Origin of the sequence: Mycobacterium asiaticum (genome assembly GCF_001673315.1) — a bacterium.
Taxonomy (GTDB): Bacteria; Actinomycetota; Actinomycetes; order Mycobacteriales; family Mycobacteriaceae; genus Mycobacterium; species Mycobacterium asiaticum_B.
The window spans coordinates 215,340-233,806 of the sequence record NZ_LZLQ01000015.1; the positions used below are offsets into that span (position 1 = coordinate 215,340).

The 18,467-nt window shown below is 65.2% G+C and carries 9 protein-coding genes; 2 read left to right on the forward strand and 7 right to left on the reverse strand.

What is annotated here, in order from left to right; all coding sequences use genetic code 11:
* Together dnaJ and hrcA are read right to left on the reverse strand one after the other, a co-directional pair.
* The gene (gene dnaJ / locus A5636_RS02335) at nucleotides 1–1,146 is read right to left on the reverse strand and encodes a molecular chaperone DnaJ (protein WP_065157065.1); all 1,146 of its coding nucleotides are present in this window, start codon (nucleotides 1,144–1,146) and stop codon (nucleotides 1–3) included.
* 84 nt (nucleotides 1,147–1,230) lie between these two features.
* Nucleotides 1,231–2,262, reverse strand: coding sequence for a heat-inducible transcriptional repressor HrcA (gene hrcA, locus A5636_RS02340; protein ID WP_065157066.1), 1,032 nt, complete (start codon nucleotides 2,260–2,262; stop codon nucleotides 1,231–1,233).
* Nucleotides 2,263–2,423: 161 nt separating this feature from the next.
* On the opposite strand from hrcA, the gene A5636_RS02345 reads away from it, so the two are divergent.
* Entirely contained in the window at nucleotides 2,424–2,738 is a 315-nt protein-coding gene (locus A5636_RS02345; protein WP_065157067.1) for a type II toxin-antitoxin system VapB family antitoxin, read from the forward strand.
* 142 nt (nucleotides 2,739–2,880) lie between these two features.
* Here A5636_RS02345 and A5636_RS02350 read toward each other — a convergent pair whose 3' ends face one another.
* The 5 genes from A5636_RS02350 to A5636_RS02370 all read right to left on the reverse strand — a co-directional run bounded on the left by A5636_RS02350 (nucleotide 2,881) and on the right by A5636_RS02370 (nucleotide 17,590).
* Nucleotides 2,881–3,393, reverse strand: coding sequence for a hypothetical protein (locus A5636_RS02350; protein ID WP_065157068.1), 513 nt, complete (start codon nucleotides 3,391–3,393; stop codon nucleotides 2,881–2,883).
* A 184-nt stretch (nucleotides 3,394–3,577) separates the two neighbouring features.
* Complete coding sequence (locus A5636_RS02355) at nucleotides 3,578–7,072, reverse strand: non-ribosomal peptide synthetase (RefSeq protein WP_065157069.1); 3,495 nt, start codon at nucleotides 7,070–7,072, stop codon at nucleotides 3,578–3,580.
* A 12-nt stretch (nucleotides 7,073–7,084) separates the two neighbouring features.
* The gene (locus A5636_RS02360; protein WP_065157070.1) at nucleotides 7,085–11,629 is read right to left on the reverse strand and encodes a non-ribosomal peptide synthetase; all 4,545 of its coding nucleotides are present in this window, start codon (nucleotides 11,627–11,629) and stop codon (nucleotides 7,085–7,087) included.
* 7 nt (nucleotides 11,630–11,636) lie between these two features.
* On the reverse strand, nucleotides 11,637–16,610 hold the full coding sequence (locus A5636_RS02365; RefSeq protein WP_065157071.1) for a non-ribosomal peptide synthetase: 4,974 nt from the start codon (nucleotides 16,608–16,610) through the stop codon (nucleotides 11,637–11,639).
* A gap of 20 nt (nucleotides 16,611–16,630) precedes the next feature.
* The gene (locus A5636_RS02370; protein ID WP_065157072.1) at nucleotides 16,631–17,590 is read right to left on the reverse strand and encodes a methionyl-tRNA formyltransferase; all 960 of its coding nucleotides are present in this window, start codon (nucleotides 17,588–17,590) and stop codon (nucleotides 16,631–16,633) included.
* A gap of 310 nt (nucleotides 17,591–17,900) precedes the next feature.
* Here A5636_RS02370 and A5636_RS02375 point away from each other — a divergent pair, with 310 nt between their 5' ends.
* Nucleotides 17,901–18,431, forward strand: coding sequence for a GNAT family N-acetyltransferase (locus A5636_RS02375; protein ID WP_253900460.1), 531 nt, complete (start codon nucleotides 17,901–17,903; stop codon nucleotides 18,429–18,431).
* Nucleotides 18,432–18,467: the final 36 nt, after the last annotated feature.

The window sequence follows — 18,467 nt, forward strand, 5'->3', positions numbered from 1 at the left end:
TCAGCGTCCGGTGAAGGTTTCGCGCAGCCGACTGAACAACCCGCCGCCGCCACCATGCGACGAGCGGACTTCCGCGACGTCGCGGCCGCGACGGTTCTTCAGCTCGCGCAACAACTCCGTGTCGTGGTGGTCGAGCCGGGTGGGAACCACCACCTCGACGTGGACGTGCAGGTCGCCGCGTGTGCCGGAGCGCAGCTGGGGCATCCCGCGGCCGCGCAGCGTGATGGTCGCCCCGGGTTGCGTACCCGGCGGAACGACGACCTCACTGAGGCCGTCCAGGATCGCGTCCAAGGTGACCGTGACACCCAGGGCGGCATCGACCATCGGTACCGAGACCGTGCAGTGCAGGTCGTCGCCCTCCCGGGCGAAAATGTCGTGGGCCTGCTCGTGGACCTCGACGTACAGGTCACCAGCCGGCCCGCCCCCGGGCCCCACCTCGCCCTGTGCGGCGAGCCGCACCCGCATGCCCTCTGCGACGCCGGCTGGGATCTTGACGGTGATGTCGCGGCGGGCCCGCACCCGGCCGTCGCCCATGCACTGATAGCACGGGTCGGGGATCACCACGCCCACCCCGCGGCAGGTCGGACATGGACGGGAGGTCAACATCTGGCCCAGCAGCGACCGCTGCACAGTTTGCACCTCGCCGCGCCCGGCGCAGGTGTCACACGGCACCGGCGCGGAGTCGCCGTTGGTGCCCTTGCCTTGGCAGCGGTCACACAACACGGCCGTGTCCACGGTGACCTGCTTGGTGACGCCGGTCGCGCACTCCTCGAGATCCAGACTCATCCGCAGCAACGAGTCCGAGCCAGGCCGCACCCGGCCGATGGGACCGCGCGAACCTCCCCCGCTGAACCCGCCGCCGAAGAACGCCTCGAACACATCGCCCAGGCCACCGAAGTTGCCGAACCCGCCCGCCGCCGCGCCGGCACTTTCCAGCGGATCGCCGCCCAGGTCAACGATGCGGCGTTTCTCCGGATCGCTCAACACCTCATAGGCGGCGCTGATCTCCTTGAATTTCGCCTGCGCGGCCTCATCAGGGTTAACGTCCGGATGCAGTTCGCGCGCCAGCTTGCGATAAGCGCGTTTGATCTCGGTGTCGCTCGCGCCCCTGTTGACGCCGAGCATCCCGTAGTAATCGCGTGCCACGATTAACCCTTCCCAAGCCTCGTCAAGAGCCCTGTAAGCCCGCCCCCTACGGGGCCGTCTCCAAACTCTGCTGCGGGCGCGCGATCATCGAGCACCCAGCACTTCGCCGATATACATGGCAACCGCGGCGACACTGGCCATAGTTCCCGGATAGTCCATTCGGGTGGGTCCCAGCACGCCCATGCCGCCGTAAACGGTGTCGCTGGTGCCGTAAGCGGTCGACACCATCGAGGTGCCGGCCATCTGCTCCGCCTCAGTCTCGTGACCGATGCGCACGGTCACCTTGCCGGCTTCCTGCTGGGCGGCCAGCAACCGCAACACCACGACCTGCTCCTCCAGCGCTTCCAGGATGGAGCGCAATGAGCCGCCGAAATCGGCGGCATTGCGGGTCAGATTGGCGGTGCCGCCCATGAGCAGACGTTCCTCGGTGTGCTCCACCAGTGATTCCAGCAACACCGTCGCCGAGCGCCCGACGGCGTCGCCCAGACGGTCCCCGCCATGCAACCCGCCGGCAAGGTCGGCCACTGCGACCGAAGCCGCTGCCAGCCGCTTGCCCACCAGCGCCTGGCCGAGCATGTCCCTGAGCTGACTGAGTTGTTGGTCATCGATCACGTCGCCGAGTTCGACGATGCGTTGATCCACCCGGCCGGAGTCGGTGATGACCACCATCAGCAGTCTGGCCGGGGTCAGCGCGATCACTTCCAGGTGGCGGACGGTCGAGGTGGACAGTGTGGGGTACTGCACGACGGCCACCTGACGGGTCAGCTGCGCCAACAGGCGCACCGCCCGGCGCAGCACATCGTCGAGATCGACGGCGGACTCCAGGAAGCTCTGAATCGCACGCCGCTCCGCGCCGGACAGCGGCTTGACACCGTCGAGGCGGTCGACGAACTCTCGGTAACCCTTCTCCGTGGGCACCCGGCCGGAACTGGTATGCGGTTGGGCGATGTATCCCTCGGCTTCCAGTACCGCCATGTCGTTGCGGATGGTGGCGCTGGAGACGCCCAGGTTGTGCCGCTCCACCAGGGACTTAGACCCGATCGGTTCATGGGTGGACACAAAATCGGCGACGATCGCACGGAGCACCTCGAAACGACGCTCGTCTGCGCTTCCCATGAATTGTCACCTCCTGCACACCCACTGGCCGCGTTCATTTTACGGTCTGCGCAGCAACCAGCCCGCCAACCAGGGTCAGCGGTCGATACCTCGTCCGTTCGCGGGGCGGTCTAGCCTTGCCAAATGGTCTTCCAGAGCACGCCGGGCGAAAGCAACTGCGAATGATCTTCAAGGGCGTACGTGAGGGCAAGCCCTATCCGGAACACGGGCTGTCTTATAAGGACTGGTCCCAGATTCCGCCTCAACAGATCCGGCTCGATGAATTGGTAACCACTACCACCGTGCTTGCCCTGGACCGCCTCCTCTCGGAAGACTCCACCTTCTATGGCGACCTCTTTCCGCACGCGGTGAAATGGCGGGGCATCGTCTACCTGGAGGATGGTCTGCACCGCGCGGTGCGCGCGGCGCTGCGAAACCGCACCGTGCTGCACGCGCGGGTCTACGACATGGACATGTCGCCCAACGGCCAGCGGTAGCCTTTGGCTCGTTCGCGTGCCGCGGGAGCCGTGCGGATGCACTCGACCCGCATCCGTGCGTGCCTAGATGCGCGAAAGCACCCTTTCTCGGTAGGCGGCAGTAACCGCCGGCCTGAGAAGGGTGCCTTTGCGTTTTCGGGGTTTAGCCGGAGGCGGCCTGCAGCAACTCCATCGCGGAGCCACGTGACAACATCCAGCCGCCCTGGTTGACGAAGGTGACGTTTTGCGTGACCGGCGGCGACAGCTTCGGACCGGAGACGGCAACGTCGGCCGTGGCCGAGCCGGGGGCGGCGGGTTGAATGTTGGCGATGTTGAACTGCAGCGGCAGCTGACCGTTCTTGGCCGCCTTCTTCAGCTTGTGGTCGGCGAGCTTTGCCTCGGTTCCGCCGATGCCACCTTCCACCAGGTTGCCCTTGTTCGCGAACGACACGTTGGGGTCGGCGAGGTTGCTCAGGATGCCGGTCAGCTGGCCGGGGGTGGGCAGGTTCGCCGACGCCGGGTTCGGTGCGGGGTCCAGTGGCAGCGGCGCACCGTGGACGACCGGTTGCACCTGGTAGGCCGCCGGTGAGCCGGCGATGGATGTCGCACCCGCCGCGGCGGCTCCGATTGCGGCGACCGCCGCCGCCCCGACAACTAAAGATTTCACGATCTGCATGGGTGGTTCTCCCCCTCTGTATCCGCGCCACTCGGTCTTGTGGCTCTTGCGCGGGATTGTGGTTGCTGTGACTTATGTGTCGTTTGGTGACTAAGTTGCGTTACATCCACGCTGCTATGCACACGATTGCGGCGGCTGTGGCCAAGCTGTGTAGCGGCTATGAAAGGCTGCACCGTCGTTCACCCTACCCTTCGGCGAGAACCTCCTCGTCGGTCAACGCCGCGACGTCGAGGTAGTGGCGGGCGACCACGGCCAGCCGCGCCGGGGTACCGCGAGCGGCCTCACGCTTGCTCAGCCGCTCGGCCAAACCGGCCACGGTCCGCGCCGCGAACAGATCCGTGACCACCGCATGGTCCACATCCAGCCAATCCCGCACCCGTGCGACAGCGGCGGTGGCCAGCACCGAATCTCCACCCAGCGCGAAAAAGTCGTCATGCACGCCGACCGCGGCCACGCCCAGCACCTCGGCGACGATCTCGGCCAGCGCGGCCTCCAGATCGTCGCGCGGGACGCTGCCGAGCGACTCGGCCGGCGTTTCGGATTCCCCGAGCAGCGCAACGACGGCGCGACGGTCAAGTTTCCCGTTCGCAGTCAAGGGAATTCGTTCGAGCGAGACGATCCGCGCCGGAATCATGTAGTTGGGCAGCAGGTCTCGGAGCGCTGCGGTGACGTCACCGCTGTCCACCGAGTCACGCGCGATGGCCGCCACCAGTTTGGGCGCATTGGTGCCGACTACGGCGGCGACGGCGTGCCTCACCCCGGGCAGGGTACGCAACGCGTTCTCCACTTCCCCGAGTTCGACACGGTATCCCCGGATCTGCACCTGATGATCGGCGCGGCCGAGAAATTCGATGGTCCCGTCGGGCCAGTACCTGGCCAGATCACCGGTCTTGTACCAGCGAATGCCGTCGTGCTCGACGAAACGCTCCGCAGTGCGTTCCGGGTCGTTGCGGTAACCGGCCGCGACGTTCGCACCGCCCACCCAGAGCTCGCCGGGAACCCAGTCCAGGCAGTCGCGACCGGCCGGTGACACCACCCGGCACCGAACGTTGCGCAGCGGAACGCCGAACGGCACCGTCGTCCAGTCCGCGGCTGGCTTGCCCACCACTTCGCAGATCGTGCTGTGGATTGCAGTCTCGGTGGCGCCGCCGAGCCCGGCGAACCGACAACCAGGCACCAGCCTGGCCAGTGTGCGGGCCAGTTCGGCCCCAACCCAGTCACCGCCGAGGATCACCGCCCGCAAGGAATCACCAAGGCGGTCTCCACCTACTTCCAAGATCATGTCCAGGATTCCCGGCACGCAGTTAAGGATCGAAACCCGATGCCGGCGAATCAGTTCCACCCATGCTGTCGCCTCGGCCCGTTGTTGGTCGTCCACGACGACGACCGCACCTCCGGCCGAGAACATCCCGAAGATGTCGTAGACGGACAGATCGAACTCGAGGGCAGAGAATGCCAGTGAACGATCCGAACTGCCAACGTCAAACCAATCATTGACCGCGTCGATGGTGTTCATCGCCGCGCTATGCGGCACGTCCACGCCCTTGGGCAGACCCGTCGAACCCGACGTGAACAGCACGTAGGCGACCGCACCAGTACTCGGAAAGACAGCCGCCGACAACGGTTCTGGGTGGTTTCGCGCCGCGTCGATGGACAGGCAGGCAAGGCCGGGATGCACCGGCGACCCGTCGACCGTCAGCACCGCGGCGACGCCGGCGCTAGCCAGAATCTTCGCGCGCCGGGCATCCGGTTGGTCGATACCGATCGGCACATAGGCCGCGCCAGCGGCCAGCACACCGAGCACGGCAAGTATCTGGTCTCGCCCCTTGGGCAGCTGCACGGCAACCGCATCGCCCGGCCCCACCCCGTGAGCGCTCAACGCTCCCGCGACCGCGAGGGCACCCTCGGCCAGTTGCCGGTAGCTCCACTCGCCGGCGGATTCGTCCAGACCCCACAGGACGGCTGGGTGGTCCGGATGCGCCGCGGCGTGCTCGAAAAAGCCTTGGTGTAAGCATCGTCCGGTCACCGGGCCGTCGGTGACATTGACCGCGGCGCGCACCTTTGCCTGACCAACCGGCAACTGCACCGCCGCCTCGGCATCCCAGCCCGACTCGCCGTCACCGAGACGCCGGACGGCCTGGGTGAACCGGTCGAACATCGCGTCCACCAGGCCCGGCGGAAACGCCGCTTCGCGGACATCCCAATTGATCAGCAATCCGCCACGCAGCTCGGTGATCTGGGCATCGAGCAACACCTGCGGTCCCTGAGAGATGATCCACACCGGCTCACCGAAGGTCTGGATGACGTTCTCGGCGAACAGCTCGCCGAGATCGAGCGCACTGGTGAATACCACCGGTGCCAGCACCGGCTCACCCCGGTGCCTACCCAGATCGCGCAACACCTCCAGCCCCGAATAGGCGGCGTGCGAGCCGCTTTCGTACATGTTCTGCTGAACGGCCTGGGCCCGCTCCGCAACCGACATGTTCTCGCTGATGTCGACTTCAAGCATGAGCGAGGCGGTGAAGTCCCCGATCACGCGGTCGATGTCGGGATGTACTGCTTCTCTTTGGAACAGCGGCACATTCAACAGAAACCTGTCTGTGGCCGACCATCCGCCGACAGTATCGGCGAATACGGCGGCCAGCGCCGCGGCCGGGGTGACGCCGCGCGCATGCGCCCCGGTAACCAATCGTTGTCTGGCTTGCGGCGGCAGCCAATGGTCGTGACGGATGGTGCGATGCGGTGTGGCGCGCTCCCCCACCCTGGTGACCGGAAGTTCAGGTGCACCAGCCATTTCGGGCAGATGCTGGTGCCACCACTGCCGGTCGCGCTCGCGTGCGGCGTCGCGGCCGTGGTCCTGCTGTTGCCGGCTGCGGTAGCGCTGATAGCTGTACCCGGGGGTAGGCAAGGCCGCACCATGATAGGCAGCGGCGAGATCGGTGACCAGCACCCGGTAACTCATCGCGTCACCGGCCAACATATCGACGTCGAGGTGTACCCGTGCGCGGTCCCCGTACAGCGTCAGGGTGATGTCGATGACCTGTCCGTCTTCGATTGCCAACCGCTGGTGGGTTTTCCGGTGGCGCATCGCCGCCAGCTCGACTTCGACGGCGGTCGCGTCGCGGCCTCGCAGATCGACGACCTCGAAGACAGCTCGGCCCGGTCGCGGCATGGTCTGCTGGGTTCCGTCCGGCAGGAACCGGGTGCGTAGCATAGGATGCACCTCGACGAGTGCGTCGACGGCACGCTCGAGTCGCTGCGGATCTATTGCGGTGCCGTCGAACTCGACGTAGAGGTGCGCTGCAACCCCGCCTAGTTCCTGCTCATCGGATCTGCCGATCCAGTAGGCATGTTGCATGGGGGCAAGTGGGAATGGCGCACCGTCGGCGACCGGTTCGGCCGGCTCCGGCCGCTCGGGTGGTAACGAGCTGCCGGTCTGATCCCCGCTGAGCAACCCGTGCCACGCATCGACTGTCGGACTGGCGGCCAGCTCGGCAAAGGTGATACCCGCACCCCGCTTACGCCAGCCGCCCGCCAACGCCATCATGCGGATCGAGTTCAGCCCCATCTGGATCAGGTCGTCGTGGTCTGCGACTTCGGAGGCTGCGCAACCGAGTTGGGCTGCGATCGTAGCCTTGATCTCGTCCTTGCTGATCCACTCCTCGCCGAGCGGCGGCATGTGCAATCCTTCCTAATCCGCGTCGGGATCCAGGGCCGCCGCGAGCACCGCGAGTGCGCGCTGCCAACATTCGGTCAGACGATCGATGTCGGCGTTGGTGAACAGCGCATCACTCCACAACAGGTTGTTGATCAGTACCCAGCCGGCGGGGGTGGCACCCACCAGCACGCTCATGTTCACCGCGAAACGTAACGGCAGGTCCGGCTCGGGATCGACCGGCAACGTCTCGATTTCAGCGCCGCTGAGCAGTGACCATGGTTCGTTGGTGGTGCGGCTGAGATCCAGGCGGCCCATATAGTTGAACAACACTTGCGGTTCGGCAACCTGCTGCAGCTCGGGGATCCGGGCGACATAGCGAAGCAACCCGTAATCCAGTCCTTCATAGGGGATTTCGTCGATGTGGGAGGTCACCGATGCTAGCAGTGCCCGTGCTGCTGCGGGATCCGCTTCGAGGAGCTCGAGATCGTAGGTGTCCGGTGTGCCACCGACGCCCAGGCGTACCGGGAATGGGTTGGTGAACCACCCAACGGTGTTCGCGGTATCGGTATCGAGGACCGTGTCGGCGCGGCCGTGGCTGTCCAAGACGATCAATGCCCCGGAAGACGGATCCTGGCCAGCGGCGCGGCGATAGCTGCCGATGGCGATCGTGGCAGCGCACAGCAGTATTTCACGCATCCGATCATCTCGGGTCAACGCAGCTTGCAGGCGCTCGGTGATCTCCACCGGGGTGTACACCGTGGTAACTCGAAGCTGCGACCAGGTGTCGCGGGTCGGGTCCAAATGCCGCGTACCCAGCGCGGGATCGACGTCGCGGATCTGCGCCAGCCAATAGTCGCGCTGGGCGAGGACCTCCGGTTGTACCGCCCTCTCCCACATCAGCCGGCACCAGTGGCGATAGGAAGTGAACTCCGGCAATGCCTTCGGCGTCTCACCGGCCTGCAACGAACGCCACGCTTCCTGAATGTCGCTGACCAGAATGTGCCACGAGACCACGTCCACTACCAGATGATGAATGGTGAGCAGCAGCAGCTGCCGATCGTCACCGGCACCGGTGAACCACACCGCCCGCACCATTGCACCCGCGTGCGGGTCGATCTCGTCCATCACCGCCCGCGCGGCATCGGAGATGACTGTCGGGAAGTCGGTACCGGCGGGCACCGCTACCTCAGAGAGCAGCTCCGCGGCGTTCACCACTCCCGGCTCGCGGGTTACCAGGCGAGGCCCGTCAGGTGTCTCGGTCAGAATCGACCGCAGCACTTCGTGTCCGTCGAGCACCATTTGCAGCACGAGTTCGATGACGGAGCGCTCGATGCCGGACGGCAGTCGCATCACGATGGTGTTGGTGAAGCGGCGGTAGTTGCCGTATTCGTTCACCCAGGTCACCACCGGCAGCGGCAGCACCTCGCCGTATTCGCCGGCCACGGCCGCTACATCCGAGCCGCTCCACGCGTCGACCGCAGCCGCAAGCTGACGAATGGTCGGACAGCTCAACACCATTCGCGGGGTCAACGGGATATCGCGGCGTTGCGCTTTGTGCACCACCGAGATGGCCATGATGCTGTCCAACCCGAGTGAGAAGAAGTCGTCATCGACACCCGGCATCACACCACTGAATTGTTCGGCGAACAGCTCGGACAGCGCCCGTTCGGTCGCGGTGGATGCTGTCGCGCCGCTCCCGATCACCTGGGTCATGGCTTCGTGGGCCAGCCGGTCCAGTTCGGCCACATCGAGTTTGCCGTTGGCGTTCACCGGCAGTTGCGGTACTGCCACAATCCGGGCCGGGACCATATATGACGGCAGGTGCTCGGTGAGGGCGGCACGCAACCGGGCCGGGTCGCCGTCCGCGTGCCGTTGCCAGACAACGAAACCCACCAGAACGGAGCCGTGGTCGCGACGCAGGACAGACACAGCGGCGTCGTGCACCTCGGACTGATTTCGCAGCGCGGACTCGATCTCCCCGATCTCGACCCGGTAGCCCCGGATCTTGACCTGGGCATCATCGCGCCCCAGGTACCCGTAGCCGCCGTGCGGCAGACGGCGCACCAAGTCGCCGGTGCGATACATGCGATGGCCGGGGCGAAACGGGTCCGCGACGAAACGCGCGGCCGTCATCGCGGGCTTACCGACGTAGCCGCGGGCCAGTTGTGCGCCGGACAGATACAACTCTCCTACGGCGCCCTGCGGTACTGCCCGCAGCGCCGAATCCAGTACATAGCCGAAGGTTCCGGCGTTGGCGGTGCCGATCGTGGGTGCCAGGTATGCGTTGACCTGGCCGACCACGGCTTCGACCGTTGTCTCGGTAGGCCCGTAGCAGTTGTAGACCGCCGTGGGCGCCAACGCGCGCAGTTGCTGCCAGAGCGTGCTGTTGATCGCTTCGCCACCGAGCGCCAGCACGGACAGATTGCGCTCCGCCAAACCGGCGGCACGCAACTGGACGAACATCGACGGGGTGGTGTCGATCATGTCGACGCCGAAACCGGCGAGACCGCTGACCAGGCGGTCCGCATCGCGCATCTCCTCCGCGTCGAAAAGGTGCAGGCTATGGCCATCGAGCAGGCCGACCATCGGCTGCCACGAGGCATCGAAGCTCAACGACCAGGCATGCGCAATACGCAACGGCCTGCCCAGACGCGTGGTGGCCGGCCGGTACACGCGGTCACGATGGTCGGCGAAATAGCTCAACAGTGCGGCGTTGGTGCCGACCACGCCTTTGGGTTCACCAGTCGAGCCGGAGGTGAAGATGACGTAAGTGCTGTGCTGGGGAAGACGCCGAACCGCGGGTGCGGCGGGATCGTACTGCGCGAGGCGTTGTGCCACAGCGGGATCGTCGATGACCAGGGTGGCGAGCTGCCTGGCGACTCGTTTCGCCTGGCTCGCATCGGTGATCGCGAGCACCGGATCGGCTTGCCGTAGCAGGGAATCGATACGCGCATCCGGCAAGGTGGTGTCCACGGGAAGGTAGGCGCCACCGGCAGCGAGCACAGCCAGGATCGCGATGATGGACTGGGTGGAGCGTGGCAACACAAGCGCGACAACGGTTTCCGGAGATACACCGTGGGCGGCCAGCTCGCAGGCCAATCGTGCGGCCTCCGCATGGAGTTCGGCGTAAGTGTGGCGCACCCCGTCACCGGTAGTCAGGGCGACCGCGTCCGGTGTGGCACGGACCTGCCGCTCGAAACTGTCCCACACCGAAGTTTCCAGCACCGTAACCGGTTCGACCGCGAGGTGGTCGAACTCGGCACGTTCTGCGGCGGTCAGCACGTCCACGGCATCCGGGCCGCGGTCCCCGATGTCGGGGAGCTGACGCAACACCGCGACCAAACGCTCGCAGAGCTGTGCGGGCGAAAGGTGCGGCAGCGCTTCGCGAATCGCCTCGACAACCACCACCAGGGCGTCTTCGACCTGGTGCGAGACCACCGTCAACGGGTAGTGCGTAAGGCTCTCGCCTTCGACTGGAGTGAAACGGGTCCCGTCGGTGGCGGTCACCGGCCGGACAGCGTCCTCCAGCGGTGCGTTCTCAAACACGAACAGGGTGTCGAAGAGACTGCCGCGACCGTGTGCCCGCTGCAGCTCGGACAGGCTGAGGTAGGCAATGTCACGCAGCACCGACGATTCGCGCTGCAGCTGCCTGCATTGGGTGACCACCGAATCGGAGCTGGTGAGCTCGTGTACCACCGGAACGGTGTTGATGAACATCCCGACCATCGTCTCCACACCGGGCAGATGCTCGGGACGACCGGAAACGACGGTCCCGAACACCACATCGCGGCGGTCGGTTAGCCTGCTGAGCACCACAATCCAGGCGAAGAGCACCGCGGTATTGACGGTGAGTCCATTGCTGCCCGCCCACTGACGCAGCCGTGCGGTGTCGTTGGGAGACAACAGCAGGTTGGCTGTCTCCGGCACGCCATGATCTACCGTGGCCATGCCGTCGGCCACCATGAGCGGCGCGGAGACACGCTGCAGATATTGAGTCCACTTGGCAGTCGCGACGTCCCGGTCCTGTCGGGATAGCCAGGCGATGTAATCGCGGTACGGGCGCGGCGCGGGTAATCCGTCGGTCGAGCCACCAGCCTGATACACCGCCAGCATCTCGGTGAAGAACACCCCGAGTCCCCAACCGTCCACCAGGATGTGGTGGGCGGTGAAGATCATTCTGCGCCTGGTCTCGCCCGGCACCGCGAGCAGCACGACACGCAAAGCCGGGCCGCGGCTCAGGTCGAACGGGCGGCGCCGTTCCGAACGGGCGATCGAGTCGAATTCGCTAGGCGTCGTGACCCGTTCGGACCACGGCAGCTCGGCGTGCGCCGGCACGATCTGGACCGGCCGCGGTACATCGCGGTCCCAGAAGGCGGCGCGCAAATTCGGGTGCCGTTCCAGCATGGCCTGGGCGCTACGACGCAGCAGCGCAACATCCAGCGGTCCGTCGATGTCGGCCACCAACTGCATGGTGTAGATGTCGAGACTGTCTTCGGCCAAGCGGTATAACGCGAACAACCCCTCTTGCAGCGGGCTCAGTGCAAGCACATCCTCGATCTGCGGCGGTGCGGCGGTCACGGTCGCCTCACGACTGGCTCTGCCACGATGCGGTCAGCGCGGCTAACGCGTCCGCATCCAGGCCGGATGCGCTCATCGGTGCGCTCGTCGCACTCAGTTGTTGCTCTGACCGCGAATCCGGCGCGCCCGCTGCATCATTGGCTGCATCGACCGCGGCAGCCACCTCGGCGATCGTCATGTGCTCGAAGACCATCGCCGGGGCCAGCGCGAGCCCCTGCGCGTTGGCCCGGGCCGACATCTGCACGGCGATGATGCTGTCGCCGCCCAGGGCGAAGAAGTTGTCGTCCGGTTCGACATCGCTGATTTCGAGGAGTTCTTCCAAGAGGGCGATGAGTGCCTGCTGAGTTTCCGCAGAACCGCAGACCTCCGGTTGCGCGGGGCTGGCGCCGGCCGGCGTCGGCGGCGCCAGCAATTTAACCATGACAGCCGCCGGCGCCAACTGCAGTGTCGACAACGCGGAGTCGGGCGTCACCGCAAAGGCTTCCAACGCGGCGTCCAGCGCGTCGGCGATGTGTTGCACCGTCTCTGGTTCGTACAGATCAGCGTTGGCGACAATGCGCACGTCGAGATTCTCATCGGGCATCGCGCTCACGCTGACGTTCAGATCCAGCAGGGACACCTCGAATTCCATCGGAATAGGCACCACCGTCGTCTCTGGGGTGAGGTCGCGCGGTGCGGTTGCCCAGTCTTCGGCCCGGAAGTGGATCGAGCTCTGGAAGAACGGATGGTTGCGCGACCTCGAGCGCGGTGGGTTCAGCGCGTCGACCAGCCGGTCAATGGGTAATTCCTGGTGCGCCAACGCATCGAGCACAACTTCGCGGCACCGGGTGAGGGTGGTGCGCAGACTCGGGTCGTCCGACAGGTCGTTACGCAGCGTCACCACATTGGCAAAGGGCCCATTCACCTGTGTTACGGCCAGTTCACCACGGGCCGCCACCGGGCTGCCGACGGCAACGTCAGTGCCGCCACCAATCTTGTGCAGTAGCACCGCAAGCGCGGCTTGATACACCATGAATTCGCTGGCGCCATGCTCGTCGGCGAGCCGGGTCAGAACAACGCGGCGCGCCGCCGGCACCGCGAAAGTTGCTACCGCCGCGCGCCTTCCGATCACCGGCGGCCGCGCACGGTCAGCACCCAGTGCTATCTCGGTGGGCAGCCCGGCCAGTGCATTGCACCAATAGTTCAGCTCGCCCAGTGCCCACTCGTTCGGTACATCGAAGGTATTCCGCTGCCACAGCGCGTAGTCGATGAACTGAAAGGGCAGCGGATCCCAGGTCGGCGCCGCACCGGCTAGCCGGGCGCGGTAAGCGCTGAGCAAGTCTTCGTAGATGACGCCCAGAGAGTTGTGATCGGTGACGATGTGGTGGATCAACACGATCAGCACGTGGGTGTCGGGGCCGAGCACGATCAGCGTCGGCCTGATCAGCGGTCCTGACTCGAGGTCGAACAGAAACCGCCGCAGCTCGGTCACCTGCTGGTCCAGTTGTTCGGCGGTGGTCTCGACGACCGCGAGGTCCAATGTCAGGGCCGGCTGTACGCGTTGGTACGGCATCCCCTCGTGCTCGGCGAACGCGGTACGCAGCGCCTCGTGTCGCGCCACGACGTCATTGAGCGCGGCCTCAAGAGCGGTCGTGTCCAGTGGACCGGTGAATCGCAGCGACAGAGCCAAATTGAAAACGTCATTGGCGCCGCGCATCCGGTGCTGGAACCACATGGCGAGTTGAGAGTAGGACAGCGGCGGCCGGTCCGGACGGACTACGTCGACCAGTCCTGGGCGGCCGGTGCCGGACTGCTCGGCCAATAGCGTGGCCAAACCTGCCGGCGTCGGGGCGTCGAAGACAGCGCGAACATTGCAGTCAACGTCGAACTCCGCGCGGATCTGGGCGACCAGGCGTGCCGCCAGCAGCGAATGCCCGCCCAGGTCGAAGAACGAATCGTCGGCCCCCACCTGCTCCAAGCCGAACAGCCGACCGAAGATTGCGCACATGCGGTGCTCCCCATCGGTCGCCGGTTCCCGGTAGCTGCGGGTGGTGACCGCGGTGGGCTCGGGCAGCGCCCGTTTGTCCAGCTTCCCGTGCACAGTCAGCGGGATCTCGGAGATGACGCCAAACGCACTGGGCACCAGGTATTCCGGCAATACCGACGCGGCATGTGCGTGAATCTCACTCAGCTCGATGTCGTTTCCGGCGACCGGTACGACGTAGCCGACCAGCCTCGGGCCGATCTCGGTTTCTTCGGCAACGACCAGGCAGTGCCGCACCTTGGGGTGCAGCGCAATCACTGACTCGACCTCGCCGAGTTCGATGCGGAAGCCCCGGACTTTAACCTGCTCGTCGGCGCGGCCGACAAACTCCAGCTTCCCGGTAACGTTGCGGCGAACAAGGTCTCCGGTTCGGTACAGCCGCATCCCCGGATTGAAGGGGTCGGCGACGAACCGTTGTGCGGTCAATGCCGGACGGCCCAGGTAGCCACGCGCCAGCTGATTGCCGCCCAGATACAGCTCACCGACCACCTCGGCCGGCACGGGTTGCAGTTCCTGATCGAGTACATAGGTATAGACGTTCCGATTGGCGACCCCGATCGGCACGACACCGGTGCCTTGCGGGCCTTCGACGGACATATGGGTAGCGCAGATGACGGCCTCCGTCGGACCGTAGTGGTTGCGCAACGTCGCGTCGAAGTAGCCGGCGAATTTGTCGGCCACTTCCCCGGACAGCGCCTCACCGCCCACCGGCACGTGGCGCAACTGCCGCCATTCGTTCACTTCGGGCAGCAACAGCAAGGTGCTCAACATCGACGGCACCATGTGCAGGGTGGTTACTCCGTGCCGGCCGACAACGTCCGCGACGTACGGAATGTCGTTGAAGGCGTTCGGTTTCGGGACGATCAGGCACGCCCCGAGTGACAGCGGCGCGAAAATCTCCATGAGAGATGCGTCGAAACTGACCGACGACGACTGGAACACCCGGTCGGATGCGGTCAGGCTCCATTCGGCGACAAACCCGTCCATGTGCTCGGCAATCGCGTGATGCGGCACCGCGACCCCTTTGGGCTGGCCCGTGGAGCCCGAGGTGTAGATGACGTACGCCAGATGTTCTGGATGTAGCGGACGCAGCCGGTCGGCGTCGGTGACCACCGCGTCGGACAGGAGCGTCGCAGTTCCTTCGGCTGCGATCAATTCCTGTTGCCCGATAACGATTTTGGGGCCGGCATCGCTGACCAGGTAGTCGATGCGGTCCTCGGGGAAAGCAGGGTCGATCGGCAGGTAGGCTGCACCGGCCTTCAGTACGGCGAACATTGCGACGATGAATTCGACGGAGGTGGTCATGCGCAACCCGACGATGTCCTCCGTCCCGATTCCGTTCCCGATCAGCCAGCGCGCCAACCGATTCGCGCGGCCGTGCAGCTCGGCATAGGTCAGCTGTACGTCGTCAGAAACCAGCGCCAGTGCCTCCGGCGCAGCGGCAGCCGCCGATTCCAGTGCGGCGACGATGGTCGAAGCGGGGGTGGCGACCAGCTCACCATGCGATTGTGCGAGGACGGCGGCTCGTTCGCCGGGGCCGAGCAGATCCAGTGCAGCGATGCGATGTGCCGGCGTATCCAACGCGCGGTCCAGCAATTGCACGTAGTGCGACAGCATCTGATCGACAAGGGCGCTCGACAGCACCTCAGTCTGGTATTCGAATTCGGTCGACATGCCCTCCGGATCGAGGACAATAGCCAGGGCCAGCGGTACCGGCGCGGTGACAGCACCGAGGTCGAGTTGACGCGTGGTCACACCGTTCAATCGCAGTCCCGTCGCGGTCTTGCGCATGCTGAAGCCCAGCCGGACCAGATGATCCATTCCATCGCGTCCCGAACTCCGCTCCGGATTCACTTCGCGCACCACGCGATCGAGGCCGACGGACTGCCGAGCGAAGGCCTGCAGGCATGTCTCGCGCACGCTGTCGACCAGCGAAGTGAATGTGTCCTCCGAGCGCACGCGGATGCGCAACAACAGTGTGTTGCCGAAATAACCGATGGCTCGTACGGCGACGCCGCGACGTTCGGTTACCGGAATCGAGACCAGAAAGTCGGCTGCGCCGGCGTAGCGACGGATCAGCGCGCCGTAAGCCGCCAGCAGCACCATGAAAGGGGTGGCTGATCGGTTACGGGCAAAGGTTTCGAGCCGGGCGGAAATCTCGGCGGGCACCGCGCTGGCGCGGCGTTGCGCATTCTTGGACGGGTTTGCGACCGACGACCCCGGCAGCTCCAGCGGATCCGGCAGCGGCGACAAACTTTCGCGCCAGTAGTCGATGTCCGCGCTTTGAGCGTCGCGGCCCTCGGTGGCTGCCCGGCCCAGTACCTCGACCGCAACATATTGCGGGGCCGCGGGATTCATTGTGCCGCCGTTATAGGCAGTCTCCAGCTCTTCGAAGAACACCGCCCACGAATCGTCATCCCAGCAGATGTGGTGCACCACCAACAGCAACACGAATTCGGCGGCACCGGTTCGCAACAGCCTGACCCGCATCGGCAACTCGCTGGTCAGATCGAACGGCCGACCGAACTCTTGGTGAGCCGTCGTCTCGACCTGCTGATTGAGTTCACCCGGCCCGAGTTTGGTCAGATCATCGACCTGCCAAGGAATTTCGACACTTTCTTGGAACGTCTGATACGGCTCGCCTTCGGCGTCTAGCCCGTAGGTGGAGCGCAGCACAGTATGGCGCGCGATGACGTCGCTTAGGGCGTTGCGCAATCGCTCCGGATCCAAAGCACCGGTCAGTCGGTATGCCACAGAGATATTCAATGTCGTGTCGGCGGTGTCCATCGCCTGCACGAACCACATCCGACGCTGACCGCTGGACAGGCCGTAGCGCTCACCCGCTTTCAGGACGGGCTCATCAGCCGCAGGAACCTTTACAGCGGCGCCGCTCTCGGCGATGCGTCTGCGCAGCAGCTCACGCCGCCGTTCCTGCACGGTCTTGGCATCGGATGCCATCGTCGGTTTCACTGTCTCCCTCACACCGCCTGCGGTCCGGAACCGCTGTGTGCGGTGATATAGCCACCGCGCGCAAAAAACTTCTCCCCGCTGTGCTCGACACCATCACGGGTTCGCACCAAAGTGATTATCAGCGCGTGGTTTCGGCCGCGGAACGCTTCAGGCCCGGACACCACCGCGCCGCCACCTTCCTGCACGATCACCCGGCCCGGCGTGCCACCGTATCGGGCTTGGGAGAGCCGGGCCTCGAGTACTTCTATCCGTTCACCGCGGTAATAGGCGAAGGGGCGGGGGTACGGATCGGACAACGCACGCACGAACCGCTCGAGATCGGCCGCCGGCCAACTCCAGTCGATCAGACTGTCCCGCTCCGAACGCTTGTGGTAGTACGTCCGTTCGTTCTTGTTCTGCGGACGCCAGACCGCAGTACCGGATTCGAGTGCCTCCAGCGCTTCTGCGAGCGCTCCGGGAATCAGATCCATGCCGCGGACCACCAACTCGGTCCCGGTGTCGGTGGGGCCGATGGGCAGCGCGTGCTGAACCAGGATGTCACCGGTGTCCAGCCCGTCGTCCATGCGGTGCACGGTCAGGCCGAATTCGTTCTCGCCGCTGATCAGCGCCCACAGCACCGGAGAGAACCCGGTGAACTTGGGCAGCAACGAATCGTGCAGGTTCAGGGTGCCGTGCGGCGGCAGGTCGTACAGTTCGGCGGGCATCCAGGTGTACCAACTGTTGACCACGATGACATCGGGTTCGGCGCGCCGGACCAGGTCTATGGTCTCGGCGTCGACCCGGTCGGTGAGATGCACCGGGATCCCGTGTCGTCGCGCAAGTTCTTCCACCGACGCCGAGAAGATCGCTTTGTAAGCGTGCTCACTGGCTGGGTGTGTGACGGCGAGTACGACGTCGTGATCGAGGTTGATCAGGGCCTGCAGGGTCTTGTGCCCCCAGGTCTGAAATCCGAACGATACGACCCGCATCACACATCCCCCTCCATCGGTTCCTCGCTCTCCGCACGCAATGCACGACGGTTTCCTAGCCAGCCCAACCGCGCCAGCAGATTATGTTAGCCTTCGCTAAGTTGCCGACTTCGTTCGGCCGCCGCCATCGCTGGCCCCGTCAATGCACTAGGGAGCACTAGAGCGCACTGAGGCGCACTAGGGCCCGCATATTTGAGTCTGCGATGTGCGCCACCAAACCAATGCGCGGTCGCGTCGATGGCGGAACGATACGCCCGTGCGCGAAGCAATGCAGGTGGACAGACCCGACCTCGCCGGGAGGTGCGTCGTATTGGAACACCCAGAATTCAGCGGGCTCTTCTCGTTGCGTTCATTGGACATCGACCGCGACCTCGATCTGCTGCACCTCTGGATGAACGACTCCGAGGTCGCCAAGTACTGGCAGAAACCGTGGTCCCCGCGCCGGATTGAGTGCTACCTGCGCGAACAGCAGCTCAGCAGCCACTCGTGTCCATACCTGGGCGAGCTGAACGGAGAACCCATGAGCTACTGGGAGCTCTACCGCGCCGACCTCGACCCACTTTCGCAGTACTACGAGGCGCGCGCGCACGACGCCGGGATCCACATGCTGCTCGGTCCATCGAAATACCGCGGGCAGCGGATAGCGGCGGACTTGTTGCGAGTTATCTCCGCCTGGCAGCTGGAGGCCGACCCGCTCGCCACCCGGGTGATCGGAGAACCGGACGCCTCCAACGTTCGCCTGATTCGGGTAGCCGAACTCGCGGGTTTCCGCCGAGTCACGGACCTGGACCTGCCGCATAAACGGGCGGCCTTGCTGGTGCGTGAGCGGGACCACGGGTAAAGCCACAGCACCGATCATCGGTAGCCCGGCGTTATG